We start from the raw sequence: 22145 nt of genomic DNA on the forward strand, positions 1-22145 counted from the left end.
AACCATACGCGTCAAGTTAAGGAACTGTGGTAATAAACTTAGTGTAAGGAAGAGAAAAAAAAGATATAAGTTCTCTTAAATCTAACAAAGAAAACGGAGAACTTATACAATGAAAAGAATAGTTTGCATTTCAAAAAAGCTCAAAGAATTTTTTAATGAAAAAGCAGATAAAATCTCAGCTACAACAGGGTTCATAAAAGCCATCGTTTTGGGTAATATAGGGGTTGATAATTGTAGTATAGAGACAGTGTGTCAATTATTGAATGAAGACTCGATAAATATAACAAAACAAGGTCTGGACTTTAGATTTACCAAGGAAGCAGTGGAATTTATGAAAAGAATGTATAATGAATCTTTAACGTTACTTAAAAATACCTTACAAGTTGATTGCAGAATCTTGAAGCACTTTGGAGGTGTTAAATTATTAGACAGCAGCTACATTAGCTTACCTAACAGTATGAAAGACATGTATAAAGGATATGGCACAAGCTACAGTGGTTATGAAAGCAATACTAAGTCTGGAATAAAGTTACAATTAGTTTTTTACTACCTAAACCAGACATTAGACCAGCTTAATATAACTGAAGGAATAAGGTCAGATCAGGGTTATAGAAGCCATTTAAGCAATATATCGAACAACGATTTACTAATATCTGATTTGGGTTATTTTGTGCCAAGTTCTTTTAAACAAATCAATGAAATAGGAGCTTATTTCATAAGTCGTTATAAATCCGATACTAACATATATGATATAGAGACAGGTCAAAAAATAGATTTACTAGAACATTTGGGAGATCGATCTTTTCTAGAACAGGAGGTATTGTTAGGAAAAGAGACAAGGGTTAAAGTAAGAATTATATTTAAAAAACTAACTGAAGAACAAGCTATGGCTAGAAGAAGAAAGGCTAATAGGTTAGCAAGATCACATGGATACACATCTTCTCAAAGGAACCAAAAGTTACTAAATTGGTCGATATTTATAACTAATGTTCCAAAAAGTAAGATTAATGCTGAGCAAATACTAGTAGTTTACCGAATAAGATGGCAAATTGAATTATTGTTCAAATTATATAAGAGTAATATAAGGCTTGATAAGCTGAGAGGAAAGCCATACAGAGTATTATGTGAGCTATATGCCAAATTGTGTGCAATTCTTATATTTCATGGAATAGTTGGTTGCACAGAACTGAAAAAAAATACGGAGCTTAGCTTAACAAAGGCATTTATTGAGCTAAAAAGACGGATTAGAGAGTTATTTTTAGCACTAAATAATAAAATTAAAGGCTTAAATATTTTTCTCAAAAAGCTTACCATAACTTGGTCGCAGTTTTCATTAAAAGACAAGTACAGAAAAACTAGGGTATCCACCTTAACTTCTCTAAATTTGATCACAATCTCTTAACTTGACGCGTATGGTTTATTTAACACTCCCTTTATTTAACCGCTAAAACAAAAATTTTTAATTAATTAGCTTAAGTTATAAGATCATAGTTAAGCCGATGTATTTTATAAATGGACTTTTTTGAACATTCTTCCAATTTTTTTCTAAATAACTCTTTGCCTATTTAAATAAGTATGTTCAGTATTAGAGCTTTCCAGACCGCTACTAGGAAAAAGATTAGGTTCTTGACCTTTAAACATCTCTATTAGCTTTAATACAGGAGCAGTTCCTGCTACAATAGCTCCTATAACAGCAGTAGCACCCATGATGAGAAGAATCGGTTCTGCAGTGGTGATTACACAAAGCTCAATACATAAACCAGCAATGACCATACCAACCATTGTACCAATGAAAGCACCTACAATTATGGACGAAACTACAACAATTAATTGTCCTATTTTTGAACCAAGTGTTACTTCTCTTTCACGTCTAACAAAATTTGGCCGCATTCGCCTTCCCGCTCTTCTTCTTTCTCTCATTATTGTATATTCATCCCTATTTTCGGAGAGATTTAGTGATACTTCACTTGGCTGCATTTGTTCTCCTGGTCTTCTTATACTTTCACTCCTGTTTCCAGAGAATAGTTCTCTGTCAGTTGCTCTATCAAGATCTCTGATGTTATTTAGTATCTCTTGCGTTCTTTGCCTTACTATATTTAGAATATGATCTAATCTCTCATAGTTCCTTGCCCTTCTTTCATTCACGTTTTCAAAAAAGTGGAAATTCAGAAATGTTTCTCTTTCACCTCCAACATAACCTCTTGAATTTCCCTTTGATCTTCCTCCAACATCCTTAATTGTCTTTTCAAATTTTAATAGCGACTTGTTGTTTAGTCTAACATGATTCTGAGAATCACAAGCAACGATCCAGTCTAAAATTGTCATTTTTTGACTATCAAATCCTACACCATGTTCTATATCATCATTAATGTGTTCTTTTAGTTTTTTAATTATCTCTACTGCTCTTGTTTCCATAGCTTCTATGGCGCTATCTTCACTTTCTACTAGTATATTGAAAACAATTCCTAATAACTCCTGTTGTAAATCCTTTCGTTCGTTAACATTCATAATTAGCCTCAACTTTTATATGCTATTTTACCAAAATAACTTTACCAAATAGGTAATATATATGCAATAATTCTCGTTTAAAAATTTTTTTACATTGGCCTATCTAAGTTATGTTTTAGGATGTAAAAGCTTCTTACTTTAATAATTTATTAAAGTAAACCATATATGGATTGCTATTTAGGAGCAGCTGTTGTACTTTAATCAGAAGGTACAGTAATGTAAGAAGGAGGTACTTTATGTCTTAAAAAAAGAAAATTTCTGAGTTTATAGAGGAGCAGCTTGATATAAAATACCATGACAATTAGTTGGCTTACACTATACACAATTGGGCTGCAAATGAAATATCTAACTCCATCGCTCTGTGTATAATTGGCTGTGGCGATTGCGAGATTAAGTATCAAGGTATTGCTAATTCATTTAACATAACGAAAGAAGAAATTAACCAAAGTAATATAGAAAGCATAAAAAACAAGATAGAAAGTGAAGCTAGAAAAGAAGGTAGTGAATTTTTCGAGTTGATTTCTAAAATGGCTCAATCGCTGAAAGAACAAAGTGAAAAGTCTATTGTACAGATTCTAAATTCATCTGCTGAGGAGATGTTAAGGAGTTTTTGTGGTAGTTCTATACAGAGGACAGAGGATAAAGAAGTTAGTGTATCCTCTGCTTCACATGAAGAGCCTGCTACAGAAGATTCGGAAACTACTGTTAATTCTGATCTTTTATCAATTTAACCAGCTCCTCATATAAATTTTTTCTGTATCCAAGCTATATGTTTGTGAGAGGATAGTAAGTACTACATTTTTCTATTTCCATTATAACATATTCGTCTATTTTCATGATAATCTTACTATTTGTACTCTGTCTAGGACTAAGCAATAGAAATAGTAGGATAACAGTAGTCAACCAAGATCACGTACTAAGTTGATATAAGTATCATAATTTACGATTAGATTGACATAGGGTAAAGAGTAAATTAAAAATTAAATAGATCTTTTAATGCAGAATAAATGCCTATAGAAATATTGATGCCTGCTCTTTCCCCAACAATGAGTAAAACTGGAGGAAAAATTGTAAAGTGGTGTAAAAAAGAACAAGATAAAGTTGAAATAGGTGATGTAATCGCTGAAATTGAGACTGATAAAGCCATAATGGAGTTTGAATCTGTCGATGAAGGAGTTTTAGCAAAAATTTTAGTGTCGGAAGGAACAAGTGGCGTACCTGTAAATCAACTGATAGCTCTAATGTTAGAGGAAGGGGAAGATAAAAGCGCACTTGATTTAGCTTCTGCCGTCAATACCAAGGTTGAGAAGGAGGTTGAAGCCGATTTTTCATCCAACCCTTCGATTTCATCTAGCTCTTCAATGTCATCCCAGTGTGTGACACTGGGATCTAAAAAAGAGGATAGAGCAACAGAAAATAGAATAAAAATAAGCCCCTTAGCTAAAAAAATAGCTCAAAATGAAGGTGTTGATATAAAGCGATTAAAAGGTACAGGTCCATATGGTCGTATCATCAAAGCTGATGTATTAGAATTTTTAGATCAAACTAAAAGCTATGAGAGATTTGAGGAAAATACAACAGTTGAAGTAAGCAATATGCGCCAAGTGATAGCGCAGCGCCTAGTTGAATCTAAGCAAAATATTCCACACTTTTATTTAACTGTAGACTGCCACGTTGATAAGCTAATATCGCTCAAAAATGAGGTTAATTCAGCAAATGAAAACAATAAAGTAACAATTAATGACTTAATTATAAAAGCTGTGGCTTTCAGCATGAAAAAATTTCCTGATATAAACTCATCGTGGATAGATACTAAAATAGTAAGATACTCAAATATAGATATCTCAATTGCTGTAGCGCTTGAGGATGGACTGATTACTCCTATAGTAAAAAATGCTGATGAAAAAAGTGTTTTATCTATATCAAAAGAAGTGAAAGATTTAGTAAGTAGGGCAAGATCTGGAAAACTAAAGCCTAAAGAATTTCAAGGAGGAGGATTTACTATCTCCAACTTAGGCATGTTTGGTATAAAAACTTTCAGCGCTATAATCAATCCACCGCAATCTTGCATTATGGCTGTTGGTGAATCTAAAAAACAGCCGGTTGTCATAGGTGAAAAAATAGAGGTAGCAGAGATAATGACAGTTACTCTCTCTGTTGACCACAGAGCAGTTGATGGAGCACTCGGAGCAAAATTTTTAAATGCCTTTAAGTACTATATAGAAAACCCTACGGTGATGCTTCTTGAGCCTTTATTATTATAATAAAATTAATACCTCTTAATTTATACTTTTATTAATTGATAGGTTTAGAGGTAAAATATGACTGATAAAAAGATAGAAAAACGTAGTATATTTTTTGATGCTGCAAAATCAAAATTTTCAAACGATAGGTTTCAAATAGATTCCTCGTCTAATGAGTCAATGGATACCATTGATAAAAAATTTAAGTATGAAGTGAAACTTCCAGGTGTTATTCACACTACAACAAGAAAAAATAATGTTGGAAGCGGATTAAATGAGTTAGATCTAAAAAAGAAAAACGAAAACTCTTTCAAGACATCAATAAAGAATATTGAAGAATCAGATAGTAAGAGAAACCAAAGTCATTTGCTGTCTCAGGAAGACTCATTTCCAGAACTACCAGCATGTGCATATAAGCCAGCACTGCTGCCAAAACCATCAAAAGAAAAAATAAAGGAAGCTGTAGATAAAATGCGCAATAATAGAAAAGCTCATAATTCTGCAAGTGTTGAAAATGGTGTTAGTTCAGACAGGTTCAAAGTGCACCCGCTCTTATGTAGTGATATAGATGGATATGTAGCTCCTGACAAACGTGACCGTAATCTAGAAAGGTGTAGGGTTACACATGATAGCAGTAAGCTTGAAGCACAAATGGAAAGAAAGCATGGGTTTCAATCAGATCCAAGTGTTAAGCATGTAAAGGCTGATACTGTAGTATGTTCTATTACTAAAGGTCATGACAAAAAAGGCGTTAAATCTGATGCCTCATATACACAAGAGCCTATATCAGAAATGTCTAAGGTTAATGTGAGAGAATTAGCAAATAGGTTCCGTGGCTAATCATTATTGGATTTTTCGAATAACAATTGCTTAAGATTTTATAAACTGTGCATATAGTACTCTATAAGAGAAAGAGAAGTGTGACAACTTCTCTCTTTCTTAACCACTTGCTGAAGAACGTTTATCTTCTGTGGCATCTGGTGGTGATGGAGCAACTAATCTACTCAAAATCTCATCTTTTGGTCCCATAGCATAAATAACCCCATCTGACATGACGATCACTGTATTGACTACAGATAGTAGCTGTAGCTTATGAGTGATGATAACAGTGGTAGTATTTTGCTCTCTTGCAACATTGATTGCATTAATCAAGCGCGCCTCTCCATTACTGTCTAAGTTAGCATTCGGTTCATCAAGCACTAAAAGCTTAGTATTACCATAGAAAGCCCTTGCAAGTCCAAGAAGCTGTTTTTGGCCACCAGAGAGTATTACTCCTCCAGGTCCTCCTATTGTTGTATCATACCCATTTGGTAAGCTCAGTATTAATTCATGTATTCCTGCAATTTTTGCTGCTTTGATTATTTCTTCAGGATTTGGATCTGGTCTCATGCGGGCAATATTAGCTTTAACGCTCGTGTTAAATAGTTCAATATCCTGAGGTAAGTAACCAACATAATTACCAAAATTTTCTCGATTCCAAGTGTATACATCAGCACCATCTAGTCTAACTACACCTGATATGGGCTTCCATACACCAACGGTTAGCTTTGCAATGGTTGACTTACCAGAAGCACTCGCACCAATAACACCAACTACATCCCCTGGTTCTATTACAAATGAGATTCCTTTTACTGTTGGCTTATTGCTCCCATAAGGAGTAAAAAATACCCTATCAAATTCCAACTTCCCTTCAGGCTCTGGTAGAGCCATAGTTTGCTCTCTTTTTGGGGATGTTAGGATAAGTCTTTGCAGCCTGCCATATGACATCCTGGCTTGATTTAAAAATTTCCAAGTATGAACTGCTGCATCAAATGGAGCCAATACTCTACCCATCAAAATCGAGGCAGCAATAATGCTACCGGCAGTTTTGTGAGCTGTGATTGCAAGTAATGCGCCTGTTCCAATTACTGAAATTTGCAGAGTTGAGCGTAGAAATTTAGTAATCCCAGTAATCACATTAGAACGATTCTGCGCTGTAACTTGCATTGCACGATTTTGATCATTCCGTTTACACCAATCAGAAACTATAAATTCTGACATACCCATAGCTTCAACCACCTCTGCATTTCTTGTTGCAACATCTATAGCATTAATATTACGTATAGTTTCTTCATTAGTCTCTCGCAGTATACGCTTAGTAGCAAGTTCATTCCATACTGCCATTGAAACTAATATAATGATTCCAGCAATAGCTATAAACCCTGTAGAGGTGTGTATCATAAAGATCACAACAAGGTAAATTAACGACCATGGAGTATCGAACAGTGAAAATATACCATTTCCTGTAATGAAATTTTTTATTACTCCAAGATCTCGTATTGCTTCACCACTTGAAGTTGAGCTTTGTACTGATGTTAACCTGATTGACCTTACTATTAGGTCTGGTGTTGCGGTTTTATCAATCCAATCACCAATTTTAGCCATAGCTAAATATCGACAAGTTTCAAGCATTGCAGAACATGCAAACGCAGATAAAGTAATAATCGTCAGCATAACTAGTGTTGACACACTCTCGCTCGATATCACTCGATCAAGTACCTGAGAGGTATAAAGTGGCAAAAATAACATTAACGCATTAATCCCTGAGCTAAACCAGAAAATAAACCAAAACGCACTCTTGCACTTCTCTAGACAAGTATATAGTATACTTTGCTTTAATTCCTTTTTTATTGACGGAGTGATTTCCACAATCTTCCTTTTTATTTAATATATGTACCATATATAGTTTTTATTTCAAAAGTATTAACAGCTATTGCCTTACCATATCATTAATGTAATAAAATATTAATGATATGCGAATATAAACTTTTTCATAGCAAGGCTATCTTACTCCTTCTTTACTTGCGATAGCCTTACCAACTGCCTACTACTCAATACTTAAATCTAAAAATTGACGCCATCCGAATCAGTTACTACAATCCTCATTATTCCTCTTATATGATCAGAAGATATTCTAGATCTTAGTGCTCTACCTGCAACTCCTCTTCTGCTCATACAAGGTGGACTTGACTGTGTTCTTGGCCTGTACTCTAATCCAAAAAAGTTTTCTTCCTGAATAATAGCCTCTGTTCCAGGGCTAGAAAGCGTTGTATGTGGAAGTTCCTCGCTCACAAAAGGTAATTTCTTCAGATGAACTGCGCTATTACCTGTATAGCCAGTGATACCACACTCTTCTTTTGTGAGAATTGGGCAACTTAAAGTTGAAAATACTGAACTCTTTACCCTTTCTATATGATCACTATGATCACTATATTTGTGTAATTTACCTATGGCTTTTTTTCTTATCATATAAATCCGATTTGATTGAACCCTTGGTCTTTCCAAAAAGTCTTCTTCTTTAATGGTAGTCTTCGCTTTAGAACTAGAGGGCTTCTTGCTCATAGAAGGTAGATCCACATAATGACTGTTTGCATGATCAATAACATCAAATTCTCTTTTTATAGGTATTGAACAACTTGGATTAAAGGGATTTGAGAATATTGAGTAGCTATGAGGCTGCTTTTCTTCATCATCCTTTTTTGTAGTATTTTTTTCTCCTAATAAGTTTAATGAATCAACCAGATTTTCTTTCTCCTCAAGAATACTGGTTACTTTTATCTTGTTTACTGCAGTTTTGAATTTGCTTTGCGATGAGTTAACTACGTTTTCCTTCTTTCCAAAAATATTAGATACCTTTATCTTGTTTACTGCAGTTTTGAATTTGCTTTGTGGAGCTTTTGGTTTACTTTCTGAATACTTATCCATAGTAATTAAACATGATGCACTATCGTGTCTGTCAATTTTGTCTTGCATTCTACTGTTGTGTCTTGCATACTGACTAAGCTTTTCCTCTAAATTACCCAGAAAAGATGAGCTTCTTCTTCCTGCTGACGCTGCACTACCACTCCCACTCATTTCTTGGAAAGGAATACTGAGTTTATCTCTATTCTGTAAGTCAATTTCATCCACAAATTTATTAAACTTACTTTGCAATTGTGCAGTGTCTTCTATACTTTTTGCTAATTGTTCCAATATTACGTTATATCCTTCTAAATCGCAAGCTTCTTTAATTGACTTTCCTGTTAACTCTTCAATTCTGTCTATTTTCTCAGTATAGTTTTCTATTTTACTCTTAAGAGGTCCTTTTTGACGGCCAACTACTAAATTGGACAAGAAAAATACAAATGATATAAAAGAACAGACCATCGAAACATAGGTAAAAACTTTTTTCACTTCAGAGTCCGACTGATCAGATAGAATGCAAAGTGAAATAGTAATACCTGCTATTGGTGTAAGCAAACCAGTGATGTGTAAAACTATTTCTCTTTTTTCTTGATAATCTATCTCAAATCTATCATATCTTCTTTTTATTTCTTCCCTTATTTCATAAAAAACATCCAAGAATAGCCTCAAGATATTTAGATTATGCTCAAGAGCATAATCTAAAGTTATTTTTCCTGCATTGTCTTTTATATCAAAATTTATTTTCTTATTTACAATTTTCTCTTTGCTGTCCATTGTTAAATAGAGTAAAGCACTGACAGCTTTTTCCATTAAGTGCTTATTATGTTTACGCTTTTCTAAAATTAGATTTTTTAAGAATTTATCTTGCTTAAAATCCTCATTTATCATTCTTTCAAAATCATTATCATTCATTACAAGATAGTGCAATGGTGTTCTTTCAGATTTAGATACAACATTCAACATTTGCTCATTATAGGAATAATTATCTGTCATAAAATATTCTATTACTTCAGCGTTAAGGCTCATAGCAGCTAAGTGTAGAGGTGTAAGTCTGTGATTGTTTGCTGCGTTAAAGAGTGTTCTAATAGTTGACTTAAAAACACTTCCAATAACATACTGAGAACATTCTACGCAGCCAGCAAGGGCAGCCATGTGTAACGATGTATTGTCATTTTCATCATTATGAGAAAATAACACTCCAACGCTATCAGCCACGTTTCTATCTACAAGGCTTTCTGCTAAAAACTCAAGGCATTCCTTATTACCGCTCAAAATAGCTGCAAATAACAACTTTCTTTGTGTATTTTGTCCTGAAAAAATATCAACTTGGCTTTCTTCCATCAAATACTTAACACATTCTACGTTTCCACTTAACATGGATAAGTGTAGTAAGGTGTGTCCATCGTTATTCTCCTTGCTTAATATCTCTTCTACTTCCTTTTTCTGTGTAAGAGAGAAAAGGTGCTGAAGGCATGATTTATTACCAACACGCGCTGCCATATGAAATGCGGTGTTACCGTTTTGGTTCTCACAAAAAATCTCCTGATGAATGTTGTTTGCTAACTCTTTTTGTAATATTCTTAAAAATTCTAGATCAACCAGTTGAACAGCAAAATGTAAAGGGGTATTTCCTTCATTATTACTCTCATTTTTTTGTATACCTTTGCGTATTAATAGTTTCACACATTCTTTTCTTAGCTCTATCTCTGTGCTTTTCGATAGAGCTAAGTGTAGTGCTGTATTTCCTTTGCTTGTTTTTGTGTTTAAATCATAATCAGGAAATTTATCAAGTAAGAAATTTAGACAATCAAATTGCCCGTACATTGCAGCCAAATGTACAAGATCTCTTCCATGCTCACCTTTAAACTCAAGGATGCTATCTTCTTTATTTTCACTCTCTTCAATAAATAGCTCAATACAATCTGTATTACCATGTATAATAGCAATATGTAATGGGGTGTTATCTTGTTTATTTTTAACAATTTTTGCACCTAATCTACTCAACACTTCTATTAGTTGTTTATTTCCATATTGTGCAGCTATATGTAATGGAGTGTTGCCACCTACATCTTCTCGATTAATTTCACTTTTTAGCTTACCTAACAATCTTAGGTGCTCTATAAGAAAATTTATAGCATTGTCTTGGATTTTTGCGTTACCTGCAATCTTATGCAAAGGATTCTCATTATATTGATTTTTTAAAAATTGCACTTGATTATTGATGCAGAACCCTATGCACTCAGCATTCCCAGATTGGGCAGCATAGTGTAATGCGTTATTTAAATATTTATCTATTTTAATTTTTTCCCTATCAAAAATTCCTTTTGCCTTAAGTATTTCTCCTAAATATTCTAGGAAGCTAAAATTTCCGCTTTTAGCAGCATAGTGCAATTCACTCTTATAATTAATGGTGCTAATAAAGTGTGCCTCATTTTCCACTAGAGTTTCAAAGCATTTTTTCTTGCCAAATTTAGCTGCATAATGTAGTGGTGTTTTACCACTTCTATCTTTTACTGCTTCTTTAATGTTGAAATTAAACTTTTCTATTACAAAACGTAAAATATCTTCTCTACCCGATTCAGCTAAGTAATGTAGAAGCGTTTTATCATTACTGTCTGCAAAATTCTCCAGTTCTGTAATCAACTCTTTCTTCATACCAAGAATTAGAGATACAGCCATTTGAATATCACAATCTTTATTTCTTTTTTGTCTTTCTCTAATTCTTTCAATAGCCACTGTTAATAGCGAAGAACCATCATTACTTGTTATATTCCATCCATCTTGACAAAATTTTTCAGCTAATGAATCACTTATACTTTTGAGTTTGCGTTCCAAAATTTTGCTTTTTACATCATCAAGATTGTCAGCATATATATTATAGTTTTCTTCTTGAGTTGCTTTATTGATATAATCATACAGACTTATTAAATCTTGCTTATTTACTTCATCTTCTGAATTGCCTTGTAATGAAGAGAGGTCAATCTTACTAACTGCTCTTGCCATACCAATGGTTCCCGCAGCAAATAAACCTGAACTGAGTGTCTTTGCGCTTGTACTAGATTTAGCTTTGAAAACACTAGTAATTGTATTTTTGAACATACTGTACCTCATAAATAGTAATGCTGGTAGTGAATAAGGCTTTCCACTATAATTTTCAAGCCTACAAAAATTCACCAGCAGCCGCATTATATAGTAGATGATTTTTTGTGCCAGTAATATTTTCTAATTCCCACTTTGGCCTTGGTGCAAAGTCAAGAGAGTCTACATAGTTTCTCTGTAACCTTTCAATTCCTGTCCATCCAACCATCACTGCATTGTCTGTACATAAATTGCTTGGAGGAGAAAGCACGTTCAAGTCTATGTGCTTTTTTAATCTCTCTTTCAGGAAATTATTTGCTGCAACTCCACCAGTAATTATAAAATCATTAATTTTAATATTTAAGGATGAAGCAATAGTAATTGCATTTTTGACTCTATCAAGTAGTATGTCGCTGACACACTCTTGAAATGAGGCACACATATCACATACATCCTGTTCATTCATTACAAGTTCTCGTATTAAGTTTTTTACTGCTGTTTTAATTCCAGAAAACGAAAAGTCACATCCGGAGCGTTTTGTCATCGCCCTTGGCAGTTTAAATCTCATACCATCACCTTTTTTAGCTAATTTTTCAATCAATGGACCTCCTGGATAGCTTAGACCCAGCATCTTAGCGACTTTGTCAAATGCTTCTCCTAATGAGTCATCAAGCGTTTCTCCAAGTTTGATGTATTTACCTACATCCTGTGCAATTAAAAATTGACAATGGCCACCTGATATCAGTAGGACTAAAAACGGAAATTTAACTTCATATAGTAGCCTAACAACTAACGCATGTGCTTCTAAGTGATTGACTGCAATAAACGGTTTTTGTGCTACATGCGCAATTGCTTTAGCCATCATTGTACCAACTATTAATCCACCTATGAGTCCTGGTCCTGATGTCGCTGCAATTGCATCCAAATCACAAAAACTAAGGTTATATTTTTCCATAGCACTTTTTATTAAACCACTTAAATGCTTCATATGAGCACGTGATGCTATTTCGGGAATTACTCCACCGCGCTTTTTATGCTCTGCCTGAGAAAGAATTTCGTGAGCAAGAACTTGCTTGTTGCTATTTACAATTGCAACTGCAGTTTCATCGCAGCTTGTTTCAATAGCTAAAATAGTCTTCATAAATACTTTGGTTATAAAAAACTATACCTTGAAATGCTGTAGAAGTTAACTGGAAAACATATATACCTTGAGCTAAATCTACACTATTACCTATTTTGCTGACTTATAGATGCAGTTCTAGATCAAATAGCGGCCTTCCTAAACCCTTTCCATGAATTAATCAGCAACTCATTTATTATATTCTCTTGGTCAGACATCTTAATTTCTTTCTTTACCCTGTAATAAACCTTTTGCCAATTTCCAACTTATGGGATAAAATCGCTTTCATTATTAAAAATCATTAATAATATAAGAAGAATTACTAAATTCTATTCTTTTTGTTGAAGATATATCAAGAATCTCAAATTCTGTACCCACGTTTTCAACTCTATGGACAATAGCACTGCTAATAAAAAACCTTCTTTATTAGAGTTCTCCTATCCTTTTTCTGTATTAAGTAACGCCGATTTTACCACACCTAGATTTACACTCGTATAAAAAAAATGTTCTGCTTTTTTATCTTTATCCTTACCGTTGCTCTCACTGTTTTTGTAAGAAAAAGATGTGCTTGACACACAGATTAATAACAACATTGAAATAGCTGTTTTTAGTAGTGATATTTATACTAATAATAAATATCTTTGGTATGCTATACTAGTAATAAAACAAGTCAATCTTCTAACAAACTCCTAAGAACCTTTTTCATCTATCGGCTCCTCTTTCATTAGTATATAACCAAATTCCTTTGCTTTTTTAAGCAAATTTTTGACTACTCTCTCTTTGTAAAGTGTTTCATAATAGTTCATTCCTTTCTCTACATATTCTTGTCCATATTTCAACATTTGATAAAAGATACATGCTAATTTCCTTGCTGTCGCAGTTATTGCTTTTGGTGCTCCTAGCCTTTTTTTTTCAGCCTTCTACTATATGCACCTATTGCACTTTTGCTTCTCAACACACAATGGGCAGCCATTCGAAATGCATTCGCAGCGCGGTTAATAACTTTACGAGTTCATGTTCCAACAATTTTTCCTCCTGTAATTTTATTAGCAGGGCTTAATCCAAGCCAGGAAGAAAAATGTTTTTCTGTTGGCCATTTATTATGATTTATACCTGTTTCCGAAATGATAGTTTGTACACTTAATACATCAAATCCCGGGACTTTAGTAAAATCTATCCCGGTTATTCGATTTAAATCCTCATCCGCATCAAAATCTGGACCATTCTTCTGCTTCCGCTTTCGTATTTTATTCAACATCCTGTTCTCATTTGACTTTGCCTCAAATGTTTTATAGTAACTCTCTATACTTTTATCACATTCCGTTATTTGCTCTTGAAAAAAAGTATATGCTGCATATTCTTGTTTTAGTGCAAACAAGTGTTCTTCTCTATAGTCTCCTGTTAATGCTTTTGCTATAGTAGGCTTGTCATTCTTCATGTTTGAATTTCTAAATTCAGCTAGTTTTTGGGGGTGACCTTACCCAGAAAAAGTAGACAGAAAGTTAAAACGTTTTTTCAAAGAGGTGTGGTATGACAAAAAGAAAAGAATATACAGCAGAATTCAAAATTGAAGCTATAAGACTAGTAAAAGAAACAGGTCAATCATCAGCAAAAATAGCAAGAGATTTGGGTATTAGCGGTAAGCAGATGGGTAAAAACATACAATGATAGAATGTCTGGAGTAGATGCGTTTCCAGAAAAGGGGAAAGTAGCTCATTGTGACAAAGAAAAGTTTGATTTAAAGAAAGAGCTGGCAAGAGTAACGAGGGAAAGAGACATTTTAAAAAAAGCCCTGGGATATTTTGCAAACCAAAAAGAGTAAAATATTCTTTTATAAAAGAACATGAAAACTGCTATAAAATACGGGAATTATGCAGATTTTTGAACGTATCTGCTTGTGGTTATTATAAATGGATTACTAAGGAAAAAAACAACAAAAAATCAATAAGAGAAGAGCTCATACAAGATATTCAGAAGGTATATCGATCATCACAATGCAGATACGGAGCTCCTAAAATTCACGCTGAATTAAAGGCTTTAGGTAAAAATTATAACATCAAAACAGTGCAAAATGTTATGCAGAAAAATGGCATTCAAGCTAAGCTTAGACGAAAGTTTAAAAGTAAAAAACCACAAATAGACAATAGAGTTATAACTCCTAACATATTAAATCAGAATTTCATTGCTGATCAACCTAACAAGATATGGGTAACTGATATTACGTACATAAAAACTAATGAAGGATGGTTATATTTGGCAGCAATAATAGATTTATATTCACGCATGGTGATTGGCTGGTAAATGAGTAATGCAGTAAATAGGCAATTAGTTATAGATGCGTTATTCATGGCTATTGGTAGGCGCAAATCTGCTAAAAATCTACTATTTCATAGCGATCAAGGATCGCAATACACCTCTAAAAATTATCAATTTTTACTAAGTACAAAAAATATTACTTCTAGTATGAGTCACAAAGGTTGTTGTTATGATAATGCTGTTTCAGAGAGCTTTTTTTAGTTCACTTAAGAGAGAGTTACTCATTGATACTTCACAACACTCTGCACAACAAGCTAAAACCGCAATATTTGAATATATAGAAATTTTTTATAATAAACAGCGTAGACATTCTACTATTAACTATTGCATTCCTGAGCTTTTTGATTCATCATTCTCATAGCAAAAACGTCTTAACTTTCTGTCTACTTTTTCTGGGTAAGGTCACTTCAGCTTGGGACGGTTAGGTTATACAATCTTCTCCTAAGAAACTCCATTAATCAACTCTTCTTGTTGAACTAGTGTGTAGCCAAACTCCTGCGCTTTTTTGATCAAATTTTTCACAATTTTCTCTTTGTAGCGTGTTTCATAATAACTCATTCCTTTTTCCACATACTCTTGTCCATATTTCAACATTTGGTAAAAAATACATGCTAATTTTCTTGCTGTGGCAGTAATTGCTTTTATTGCTCCTAGCCGTCTTTTTAATCTCCTACAATATGCACCTAATGCACTTTTGCTATTTCCCACAGCATAAGCAGCCATTCGCAGGGCATTTGTAGCGCGATTAATGACTTTACGAGTTTTTGTCCCAAATACTTTTTCTCCTGTGATCTTGTTAGCAGGGCTAAGTCCTAACCATGAAGTAAAGTGCTTTTCTGATTGCCACTTATTATGGTTAATGCCAACTTCTGAAATAATAGTTTGTACAGTTAGTATATCAAATCCAGGAATTTTAGTAAAATCTATTCCGGTTATCCTATACAATTTCTCACGCAAGGTGAAGTTTGGTCTGCCTCTTCTAGACTTGTTTTTTTCCTTACCTAACTCTTTACTCTCATCGGACTTTGTTTCAAATGTTTTATAGTAATTTTCTATGCTTTTATCACATTCAATTATTTGCTCTTGAAAAAAAGTATATGCTGTATATTCTTGTTTCAGTACAAATAAATGTTCTTCTCTATAATCGCCTGTTAATGCTTTTGCTATAGTAGCTTTATCGTTCTTCATATTCACACTTCTGAATTCAGCTAGCTTCTTGGGATTCTTTTCACCTTCTACTATTGCTTTAATAATTTGCATTCCTGTGACGCCAGTGATATCGCTTATTACTTTATGTAAATGAATATTCATTTGTACCAAAACCTTTTGCATACGATTAATATGTGTAGCAGCATTTTCAATTAAGTTTTTACGTTGCCGCACATAACTACGCAATACACACATTTGATTATCTGGCCTAAATGATCCTTCGATTAACCCATAACTGTGTAGTTGTTGAAGCCATTGGCAGTCCTGGACATCTGACTTTCTTCCAGGTACATTTTTTACATGTCTTGCATTTGCAAGTTTTACTTCAAGTCCATATGATTCAAGTACTTGAAACAAAGGAATCCAGTACACTCCGGTTGACTCCATGGCTACTGTAGTAACTTCACACTTTTTTAGCCATTTTGCTATGTTATGAAGATCCTCTGTAAAACAGCTAAATTTTTGTATGTGCTGTTCATCACTTCCTTCTGGCACACACACATAATGTATAGCTGAACCAACATCTATTCCTGCTGCGTTAGGGTTCATTATTTCTAATTTACTTTTTGTTTTTTTCATGGTAACTCCTTCATATAATTTATAGCAGGGAAACGCTTCAGCTTGGGACGGTTGATATAATACAATCTCCTAACCGAGGTAGTCTAAGGACTCCATCAATGATTTGACCGTTCCTCCAAAACCATGCTAAACGACGGGCACTTATGGCACCAGTGAAGATTCCGGTTATAACTGCATGAGGCGCTTCCTTCACAACTATACTTAAAACTACTAGAAACTTAAATTGATGAGTTTCTTCCTGGTTTGACAGATTCATTTTGTTCGATGCTAAACGAGGTAGTCCAGAAAGAACTCCATCAATGGCTTTACCGTTTCCCCCATAAGTGTTGAAAGTGCTATAAGTGGAGTGATACAAGGTGATTGACGGCATGTAAATTCCCTCCTGATAGTAAAACAATTGAACGTATAAAAGAATCATTAAGATCCAATGTGAATTGTAATAGTGCTATTTTGAATCCGTGTAGATTATTTTTGATTTTATAAACAAGAAATAACAAAGCCGTAATAATAATCATGTAAATATACACCTTCATGCCATTCATAGTATGGCTTAAAAAGTGCTTATATCCAAGATTTTGCTTTATAAATTTAAAGAATACCTCTATGTCCCACCTGCGCCTATATAGCTCTGTTACTTCATAAGCTAACATTTCAAGCAAGTTGGTTAAAAACCATATTTCATCTCCTGCCTTATTTCGAATTTTTATTAAACGTAGGTCATGCTTTTCTGCTACTTTACCTCGTGCACGATAAAGATTAACTATTATATCTTCTAAAATCTCTGATCCATCCGATTTTTGTTCTCCTATAACTTTGTTCCTGCTTATAACATCATGTTTTCTTCCTACTTTAACTCTTGTGATAAATTTGTACTCCTTTTCATCAAATTCGGCAAAAGTTCCAACTTTTCTGATTCCTCTATCAAATAATAAAATATCCTCTTTTTCAACTTTAGCTTCATTAATGGCTCTCACTAATGCTATATCTTCACTAATTTCTTCTTGTCCTTTACAAAATCTTATACTTGTCGGCAATTGATCCTTTAATCCTACACTCACTTTAACTTGACTGTCGTTACTTTTACCGCCTATTTTTAGCCCATCTTTTATGAGATATCCCGATAAATTTATGATTGTCGAATCAAACTTATGTAAATTATTTGATGTTTTTTGGGGTAATAGCTTTTTAATCTTGCTCATCAAATCAATATATACTCCCTTAAAATATTCTGGATTTATAACTTTTAACCTTTTTGACAAACCACTGTATGTTACTGTACTTTTATCGCTATTCTTATCCATTATACACCTGTTTATTACCATTTCTAGCGCTCTTAAGCTTGTTTTTTGCCCCATTAATATTAACTTCATTAGACCTTTAAATATAATCTTGCCCAACAATTTAGTATTACATTTATCTACTTCACTTAATTTTCCTAGCCTTTCTAAATCCTCATCTTTTATTAAATTTAGTACTCTTTCTATTTGATCCATTATTGCCTCCATTTTCTTGCAATAACAGTTCTTTATACTTTTCTGATACTACTTTCAACACTTATGCCGTTTCCCCCAAAACCATGCTTTCAAACGGGCATTTATAGCACCATTGATTGTTTCGGTTATAGCTGCAGAAGCGCTTCTTCGTAAAACTATATCCAAAAAACATAAAGTAAAGAGAAAGAGTTTCTTTTTGGTTTTACAGATTTCGTCTGTTCAGGCTTTTAATAAAAGTAAGTTTTTAAGTGGTAGGTACCTACCACTCAATGAACTAGATATAAAACCTGAATCCAATTTCTACTATATGAAAATGAGAATGATATCTATCATAACCTTGAAGCTGCTTTACCTCAGGAGTATTATTTAGCAAACCAAGAAATTGGTAACCAAAAGATATCTCAGTTGAACTACTTGAACGATAGCTTAAACCAAACTTTCCCTGATAAGCTTTTATGAAATCATCTTTCTTGTCAAAATCAAAATTGATGTATCCGCCTAATTGGGCTAATCCTACACCAAAACCAATGTATGGAGTAAAAAGACTGCTATTATTAAAGTGATAGTAACCATTTGTCATTAGCATAAGATGGGGGAGGCCTTCGTTTCCACTCGTTGGAACTATACTCTCAATCTCAATACTAAAATCTTCAAGTTTACAACCAGCAGAGGCACTGAATAATTTGTTCACTAAGTCATGAAAAGGATGAAGTTTTTGACCTAGGGTCAAACCTACATAACACTCCTGTTTTTTTTCATTTTTATGCTCATTCTCACTGTTGCTTGCACTTTTTTCAAAAGCAAAAGATGCACTTGACACACAAGTTAATAACAACATTACAATAGCTGTTTTTAATAATGATTTTTTACTTAATATGCTCATAATAAATATCCTCAATATATTAGACTATTAATAGTATAGTATTAATACAAGTAAATTTTTTAACTTTACTATTATTGCCTGCTTTACTGACTTGTAGCTACAGTAACATATTCTAAATTAGGTAGTGGTCTGCTTAAACCCTTCCGTTAGCAGCCCATTCTATAATGCTCTCTCGGGCAGATATCCTAATTTCTTCCTTTAGTGTTGTAACAAATCCCTGGGATTTTATTTCTTTCTCTTCTGATATTTCTTCCCCATTTGCACGCATTATTACCCTGATACACTTTGCTATGACAGCATTGCGGGATATTTGTACTTCCCTTCCCATCAGCACATCAATAAAATCATCAGACAATTTTACCTCTTTTCAGCCCATTAGGAGATATTACTGGTTGTTTATATCGCCCTAGAACACAACCTACTCAACCTTTTAGCATATTTACTATAAGATCTCTAGTGCTTACCTCAGGTGGCAAGTCTATATTTGCATGCATCTCTTTATTATATCTCATCACTCGCATTGTAAAATGCTAGAATTACCTTATCAATGAAAATCACAATTCCACTGCTCATTAGTGGATTCACCTATAATGGTAAATGCAGAAGAACATCTAGCTATAATCTAATCACTGTCTCCAAATATAGAACCAATTTTTTTACTCCCAGGAGAAAATTTATTAGTCCAGCTGCTTTGTACTCTTTTTATATCTTTAAAGGCCGTTTTGTTGCTATACTCCTTTACTTCTTTATCTATTCTCTCCATTATTTGTGAATCTAGATAGCTCTTTTTCCATTGGTTAGTAGCAAGAAATACTTTGTTTAAATCTTGAGTGCGAATTAGATATTCTTTATCTTTAGGATAAACTTCCTGAGCCCAAGCGAACAGCTCAAAATAGCGTGCGAATAACTCAGATGCACGTGATTTTGGAGTTTGATAAGCTTGTATCTCTGTAAATATAACTTGACCAATAATTTTGTGTACCAGAATATTTGACTGCTTCAAGTTCTGCTCAATATCCTGATAAACTTTATAGAGAAATTCCTGCTCTAAGATTAAGTTTAGTTCATTTTCAACCATATGTGAAAGTTCATGTACTATGATGTAAGGATTTGACCTTCTTAGCACAATAACATACTTATTTAAACCAGAAGATCGAATTGTCTTACACACTCCCTCTTCCATATCCATTAATCCTTCTTGATATATTTCAAATGAGAGTCTATTTTGCTTTATTAGTGACAAAGTGAGGTTCAATGTATTTCTAAATTTCTCAAATTGATAGAGATATTCGACATATTGTATTACGTTTTCACCACTTCCTACTTGAGTTGCTTGTTTTATTAAGTTCCTGGTTAGCATGCTACATTATTAAAGGAATTTTCTTTATACTCAAGAGTTATAAAGTATTTTTAGGAAGTATAGCTAAAGTAGTTTAAGTTCACTGACATCCCGCTACTTGTTAGCAGTCAAGAGGTATCATGTCAGTATGACTTAGGAATGTACTAGATATAAAAGTGCAATATCAAATATATTCTACTAAAAATCAATCAGATCTTCACATGTTTGTTCTTCATAAAAGAAGTTCAATGTTATCGTAGTACCAAGCTTTGCTTCACTCTTAATGCTGAAAGTCCCACCCATTAACTCTACTAATTTCTTGCTTAGCGGTAATCCGATACCTGTACCTTCATTTCTATATCCTGAATCTGCTTGACCAAAAACGGACATAACTTTATATATGTCCTGCTGCATTATCCCTATTCCATTATCATGAAACTCAATAGTTAATAAATTTTTTTCTATATTCTCTTTAATAACCATTCTTATTAAACCACCTTTAGGGGTGAACTTGATTGCATTTGATAACAAATTTATTATAACTTGCTTCATTCTTTTGGGATCTGCAATAACTAATAATTGTTTATCAGATATCTCTTTCTTTAAACTAATACCTGTTTCTTTTAGTTTAGGTGATAACATTTTTAAGCACGAATCTATTATCTTATTCAGATTAAACTTCACTTTCTCTACTGTTAAACTACTTGATTCAGCTTTAGAAAAATCGAGCACATCATTAATCAAAGCAAGTAAATGTGTACCAGCATTATATATATCGTCTACGTATTCCTTGTATTCAAAGTGATCTACCGAACCTAAAGTTTCATTTTTGATCAACTTTGCAAATCCAATAATAGCATTAAGAGGTGTACGCAACTCATGTGTAACACTTGCAAAAAATTTTATCTTATTTGCATTTTCTTGCTCTAATGCCTCTTTAACCCTTTGTAATTCAATATTAGTTTTATGCTGCTTGGCTAGCATTTGGGTATTGGAAAAGTGCAAATAAAGCATTATTAGTATTAAGATAACCAGTAATAAGCCCATTAATATTGAAAATAGACTATATACCATAATATAAGAGTCATTATAGCTTTGAATGATCTTCAAAAAAAATGAAGGCTTAATGTCATCTTCATGAAATATAGGGAAAGTAGAAGTTAATGTATTTCCTGTAGCGTAAAATATTTCTTGATTGCTTAGCAATTTATCAATTTCATCATTTGTAAGCAACTGCTCATAGTCATGACCTTGAGTATTAAAATTACTGAAAATTACTCTGGCATTTTGATCATACAGTATTAAGCTAAAATTTCTTACTTTGCTTACTGATTGTAACAATTCAGCACGCAATTTTACCAACTGGTTTATGTAATCAAAACTGTTATATTTAATATGATGTTTTTCTATTAGTAAATAATGATATTTTTTTATTATACTATTTTCCAATAGATCTTTTAAGTTTGCATTTGAATTACGGTAAAAAGAAAGAAAATTATTCTTTAATGAATAATTGCGGTATATTGTGCCCAATAAAACCACAAAAATTAATAAGAATAGCGAGATAATTTTTGTATATCTATTTGTTTTTAGTGTAGTAAACATTAATTTACTTAATTTATACATATTCTTCTCATTGTGAAATAACGTCTTT

General features: G+C 33.2%; 16 protein-coding genes and 2 pseudogenes. 5 read left to right on the forward strand and 13 right to left on the reverse strand.

What is annotated here, in order from left to right; genetic code table 11:
• Window positions 1–109: 109 nt before the first annotated feature.
• Window positions 110–1402 (forward strand): IS4 family transposase, encoded by a 1293-nt coding sequence (locus BWZ41_RS06565; protein ID WP_143689401.1) that lies wholly within the window; start codon window positions 110–112, stop codon window positions 1400–1402.
• A 143-nt stretch (window positions 1403–1545) separates the two neighbouring features.
• Here BWZ41_RS06565 and BWZ41_RS06570 read toward each other — a convergent pair whose 3' ends face one another.
• Window positions 1546–2508, reverse strand: a complete 963-nt coding sequence (locus BWZ41_RS06570; RefSeq protein WP_143689843.1) for a hypothetical protein — start codon at window positions 2506–2508, stop codon at window positions 1546–1548.
• Between the two features lie 305 nt (window positions 2509–2813).
• Between BWZ41_RS06570 and BWZ41_RS06575 the strand changes: the two genes are divergently transcribed.
• The 3 genes from BWZ41_RS06575 (at window position 2814) to BWZ41_RS06585 (ending at window position 5591) form a co-directional block, all read left to right on the forward strand.
• Window positions 2814–3239: a WBM0748 family T4SS-associated protein gene (locus BWZ41_RS06575; protein ID WP_241653959.1), complete on the forward strand. Its 426-nt coding sequence runs from the start codon at window positions 2814–2816 to the stop codon at window positions 3237–3239.
• A 276-nt stretch (window positions 3240–3515) separates the two neighbouring features.
• A complete protein-coding gene (locus tag BWZ41_RS06580; RefSeq protein ID WP_143689844.1) occupies window positions 3516–4772 on the forward strand; it encodes a pyruvate dehydrogenase complex dihydrolipoamide acetyltransferase in 1257 nt (418 codons plus the stop codon).
• A 57-nt stretch (window positions 4773–4829) separates the two neighbouring features.
• Window positions 4830–5591, forward strand: coding sequence for a hypothetical protein (locus BWZ41_RS06585; RefSeq protein ID WP_143689845.1), 762 nt, complete (start codon window positions 4830–4832; stop codon window positions 5589–5591).
• A gap of 99 nt (window positions 5592–5690) precedes the next feature.
• Here the strand turns inward: BWZ41_RS06585 and BWZ41_RS06590 are convergent, their stop codons facing one another.
• The 5 genes and pseudogenes from BWZ41_RS06590 to BWZ41_RS06605 form a co-directional block, all read right to left on the reverse strand.
• Window positions 5691–7439 (reverse strand): type I secretion system permease/ATPase, encoded by a 1749-nt coding sequence (locus BWZ41_RS06590; RefSeq protein ID WP_143689846.1) that lies wholly within the window; start codon window positions 7437–7439, stop codon window positions 5691–5693.
• Between the two features lie 195 nt (window positions 7440–7634).
• Window positions 7635–11573, reverse strand: a complete 3939-nt coding sequence (locus BWZ41_RS06595; protein ID WP_143689847.1) for an ankyrin repeat domain-containing protein — start codon at window positions 11571–11573, stop codon at window positions 7635–7637.
• A 61-nt stretch (window positions 11574–11634) separates the two neighbouring features.
• Entirely contained in the window at window positions 11635–12693 is a 1059-nt protein-coding gene (gene tsaD, locus BWZ41_RS06600; RefSeq protein WP_143689848.1) for a tRNA (adenosine(37)-N6)-threonylcarbamoyltransferase complex transferase subunit TsaD, read from the reverse strand.
• Window positions 12694–13109: 416 nt separating this feature from the next.
• A complete protein-coding gene (locus BWZ41_RS07580) occupies window positions 13110–13247 on the reverse strand; it encodes a hypothetical protein (protein ID WP_158619497.1) in 138 nt (45 codons plus the stop codon).
• 114 nt (window positions 13248–13361) lie between these two features.
• A pseudogene (locus BWZ41_RS06605) lies at window positions 13362–14146 on the reverse strand (transposase); the annotation flags it as partial.
• 56 nt (window positions 14147–14202) lie between these two features.
• Between BWZ41_RS06605 and BWZ41_RS08740 the strand changes: the two are divergent.
• Window positions 14203–15349 (forward strand): annotated as a pseudogene (locus BWZ41_RS08740) (IS3 family transposase).
• Window positions 15350–15429: 80 nt separating this feature from the next.
• Here BWZ41_RS08740 and BWZ41_RS06630 read toward each other — a convergent pair.
• From BWZ41_RS06630 to BWZ41_RS06660, 7 genes are all read right to left on the reverse strand, one after another.
• The gene (locus tag BWZ41_RS06630) at window positions 15430–16776 is read right to left on the reverse strand and encodes an IS110 family RNA-guided transposase (RefSeq protein ID WP_143689027.1); all 1347 of its coding nucleotides are present in this window, start codon (window positions 16774–16776) and stop codon (window positions 15430–15432) included.
• Window positions 16777–16813: 37 nt separating this feature from the next.
• On the reverse strand, window positions 16814–17146 hold the full coding sequence (locus tag BWZ41_RS06635; protein WP_143689849.1) for a hypothetical protein: 333 nt from the start codon (window positions 17144–17146) through the stop codon (window positions 16814–16816).
• Window positions 17112–18269 carry an IS4 family transposase gene (locus tag BWZ41_RS06640; RefSeq protein ID WP_158619486.1) on the reverse strand — a complete coding sequence of 386 codons (1158 nt, stop codon included), beginning with the start codon at window positions 18267–18269 and terminating at the stop codon, window positions 17112–17114. Before BWZ41_RS06640 ends, BWZ41_RS06635 begins: the two co-directional genes overlap by 35 nt.
• Before the next feature lie 274 nt (window positions 18270–18543).
• Window positions 18544–19152, reverse strand: a complete 609-nt coding sequence (locus tag BWZ41_RS06645) for a P44/Msp2 family outer membrane protein (RefSeq protein ID WP_143689850.1) — start codon at window positions 19150–19152, stop codon at window positions 18544–18546.
• A 133-nt stretch (window positions 19153–19285) separates the two neighbouring features.
• Window positions 19286–19507, reverse strand: coding sequence for a hypothetical protein (locus tag BWZ41_RS06650; protein ID WP_143689851.1), 222 nt, complete (start codon window positions 19505–19507; stop codon window positions 19286–19288).
• 267 nt (window positions 19508–19774) lie between these two features.
• On the reverse strand, window positions 19775–20512 hold the full coding sequence (locus BWZ41_RS06655) for a WD_0702 family putative metalloprotease (protein ID WP_143689852.1): 738 nt from the start codon (window positions 20510–20512) through the stop codon (window positions 19775–19777).
• Window positions 20513–20689: 177 nt separating this feature from the next.
• Entirely contained in the window at window positions 20690–22117 is a 1428-nt protein-coding gene (locus BWZ41_RS06660; RefSeq protein ID WP_143689853.1) for a sensor histidine kinase, read from the reverse strand.
• Window positions 22118–22145: the final 28 nt, after the last annotated feature.

Origin of the sequence: Wolbachia endosymbiont of Nilaparvata lugens (assembly GCF_007115045.1) — a bacterium.
Classification (GTDB): domain Bacteria; phylum Pseudomonadota; class Alphaproteobacteria; order Rickettsiales; family Anaplasmataceae; genus Wolbachia.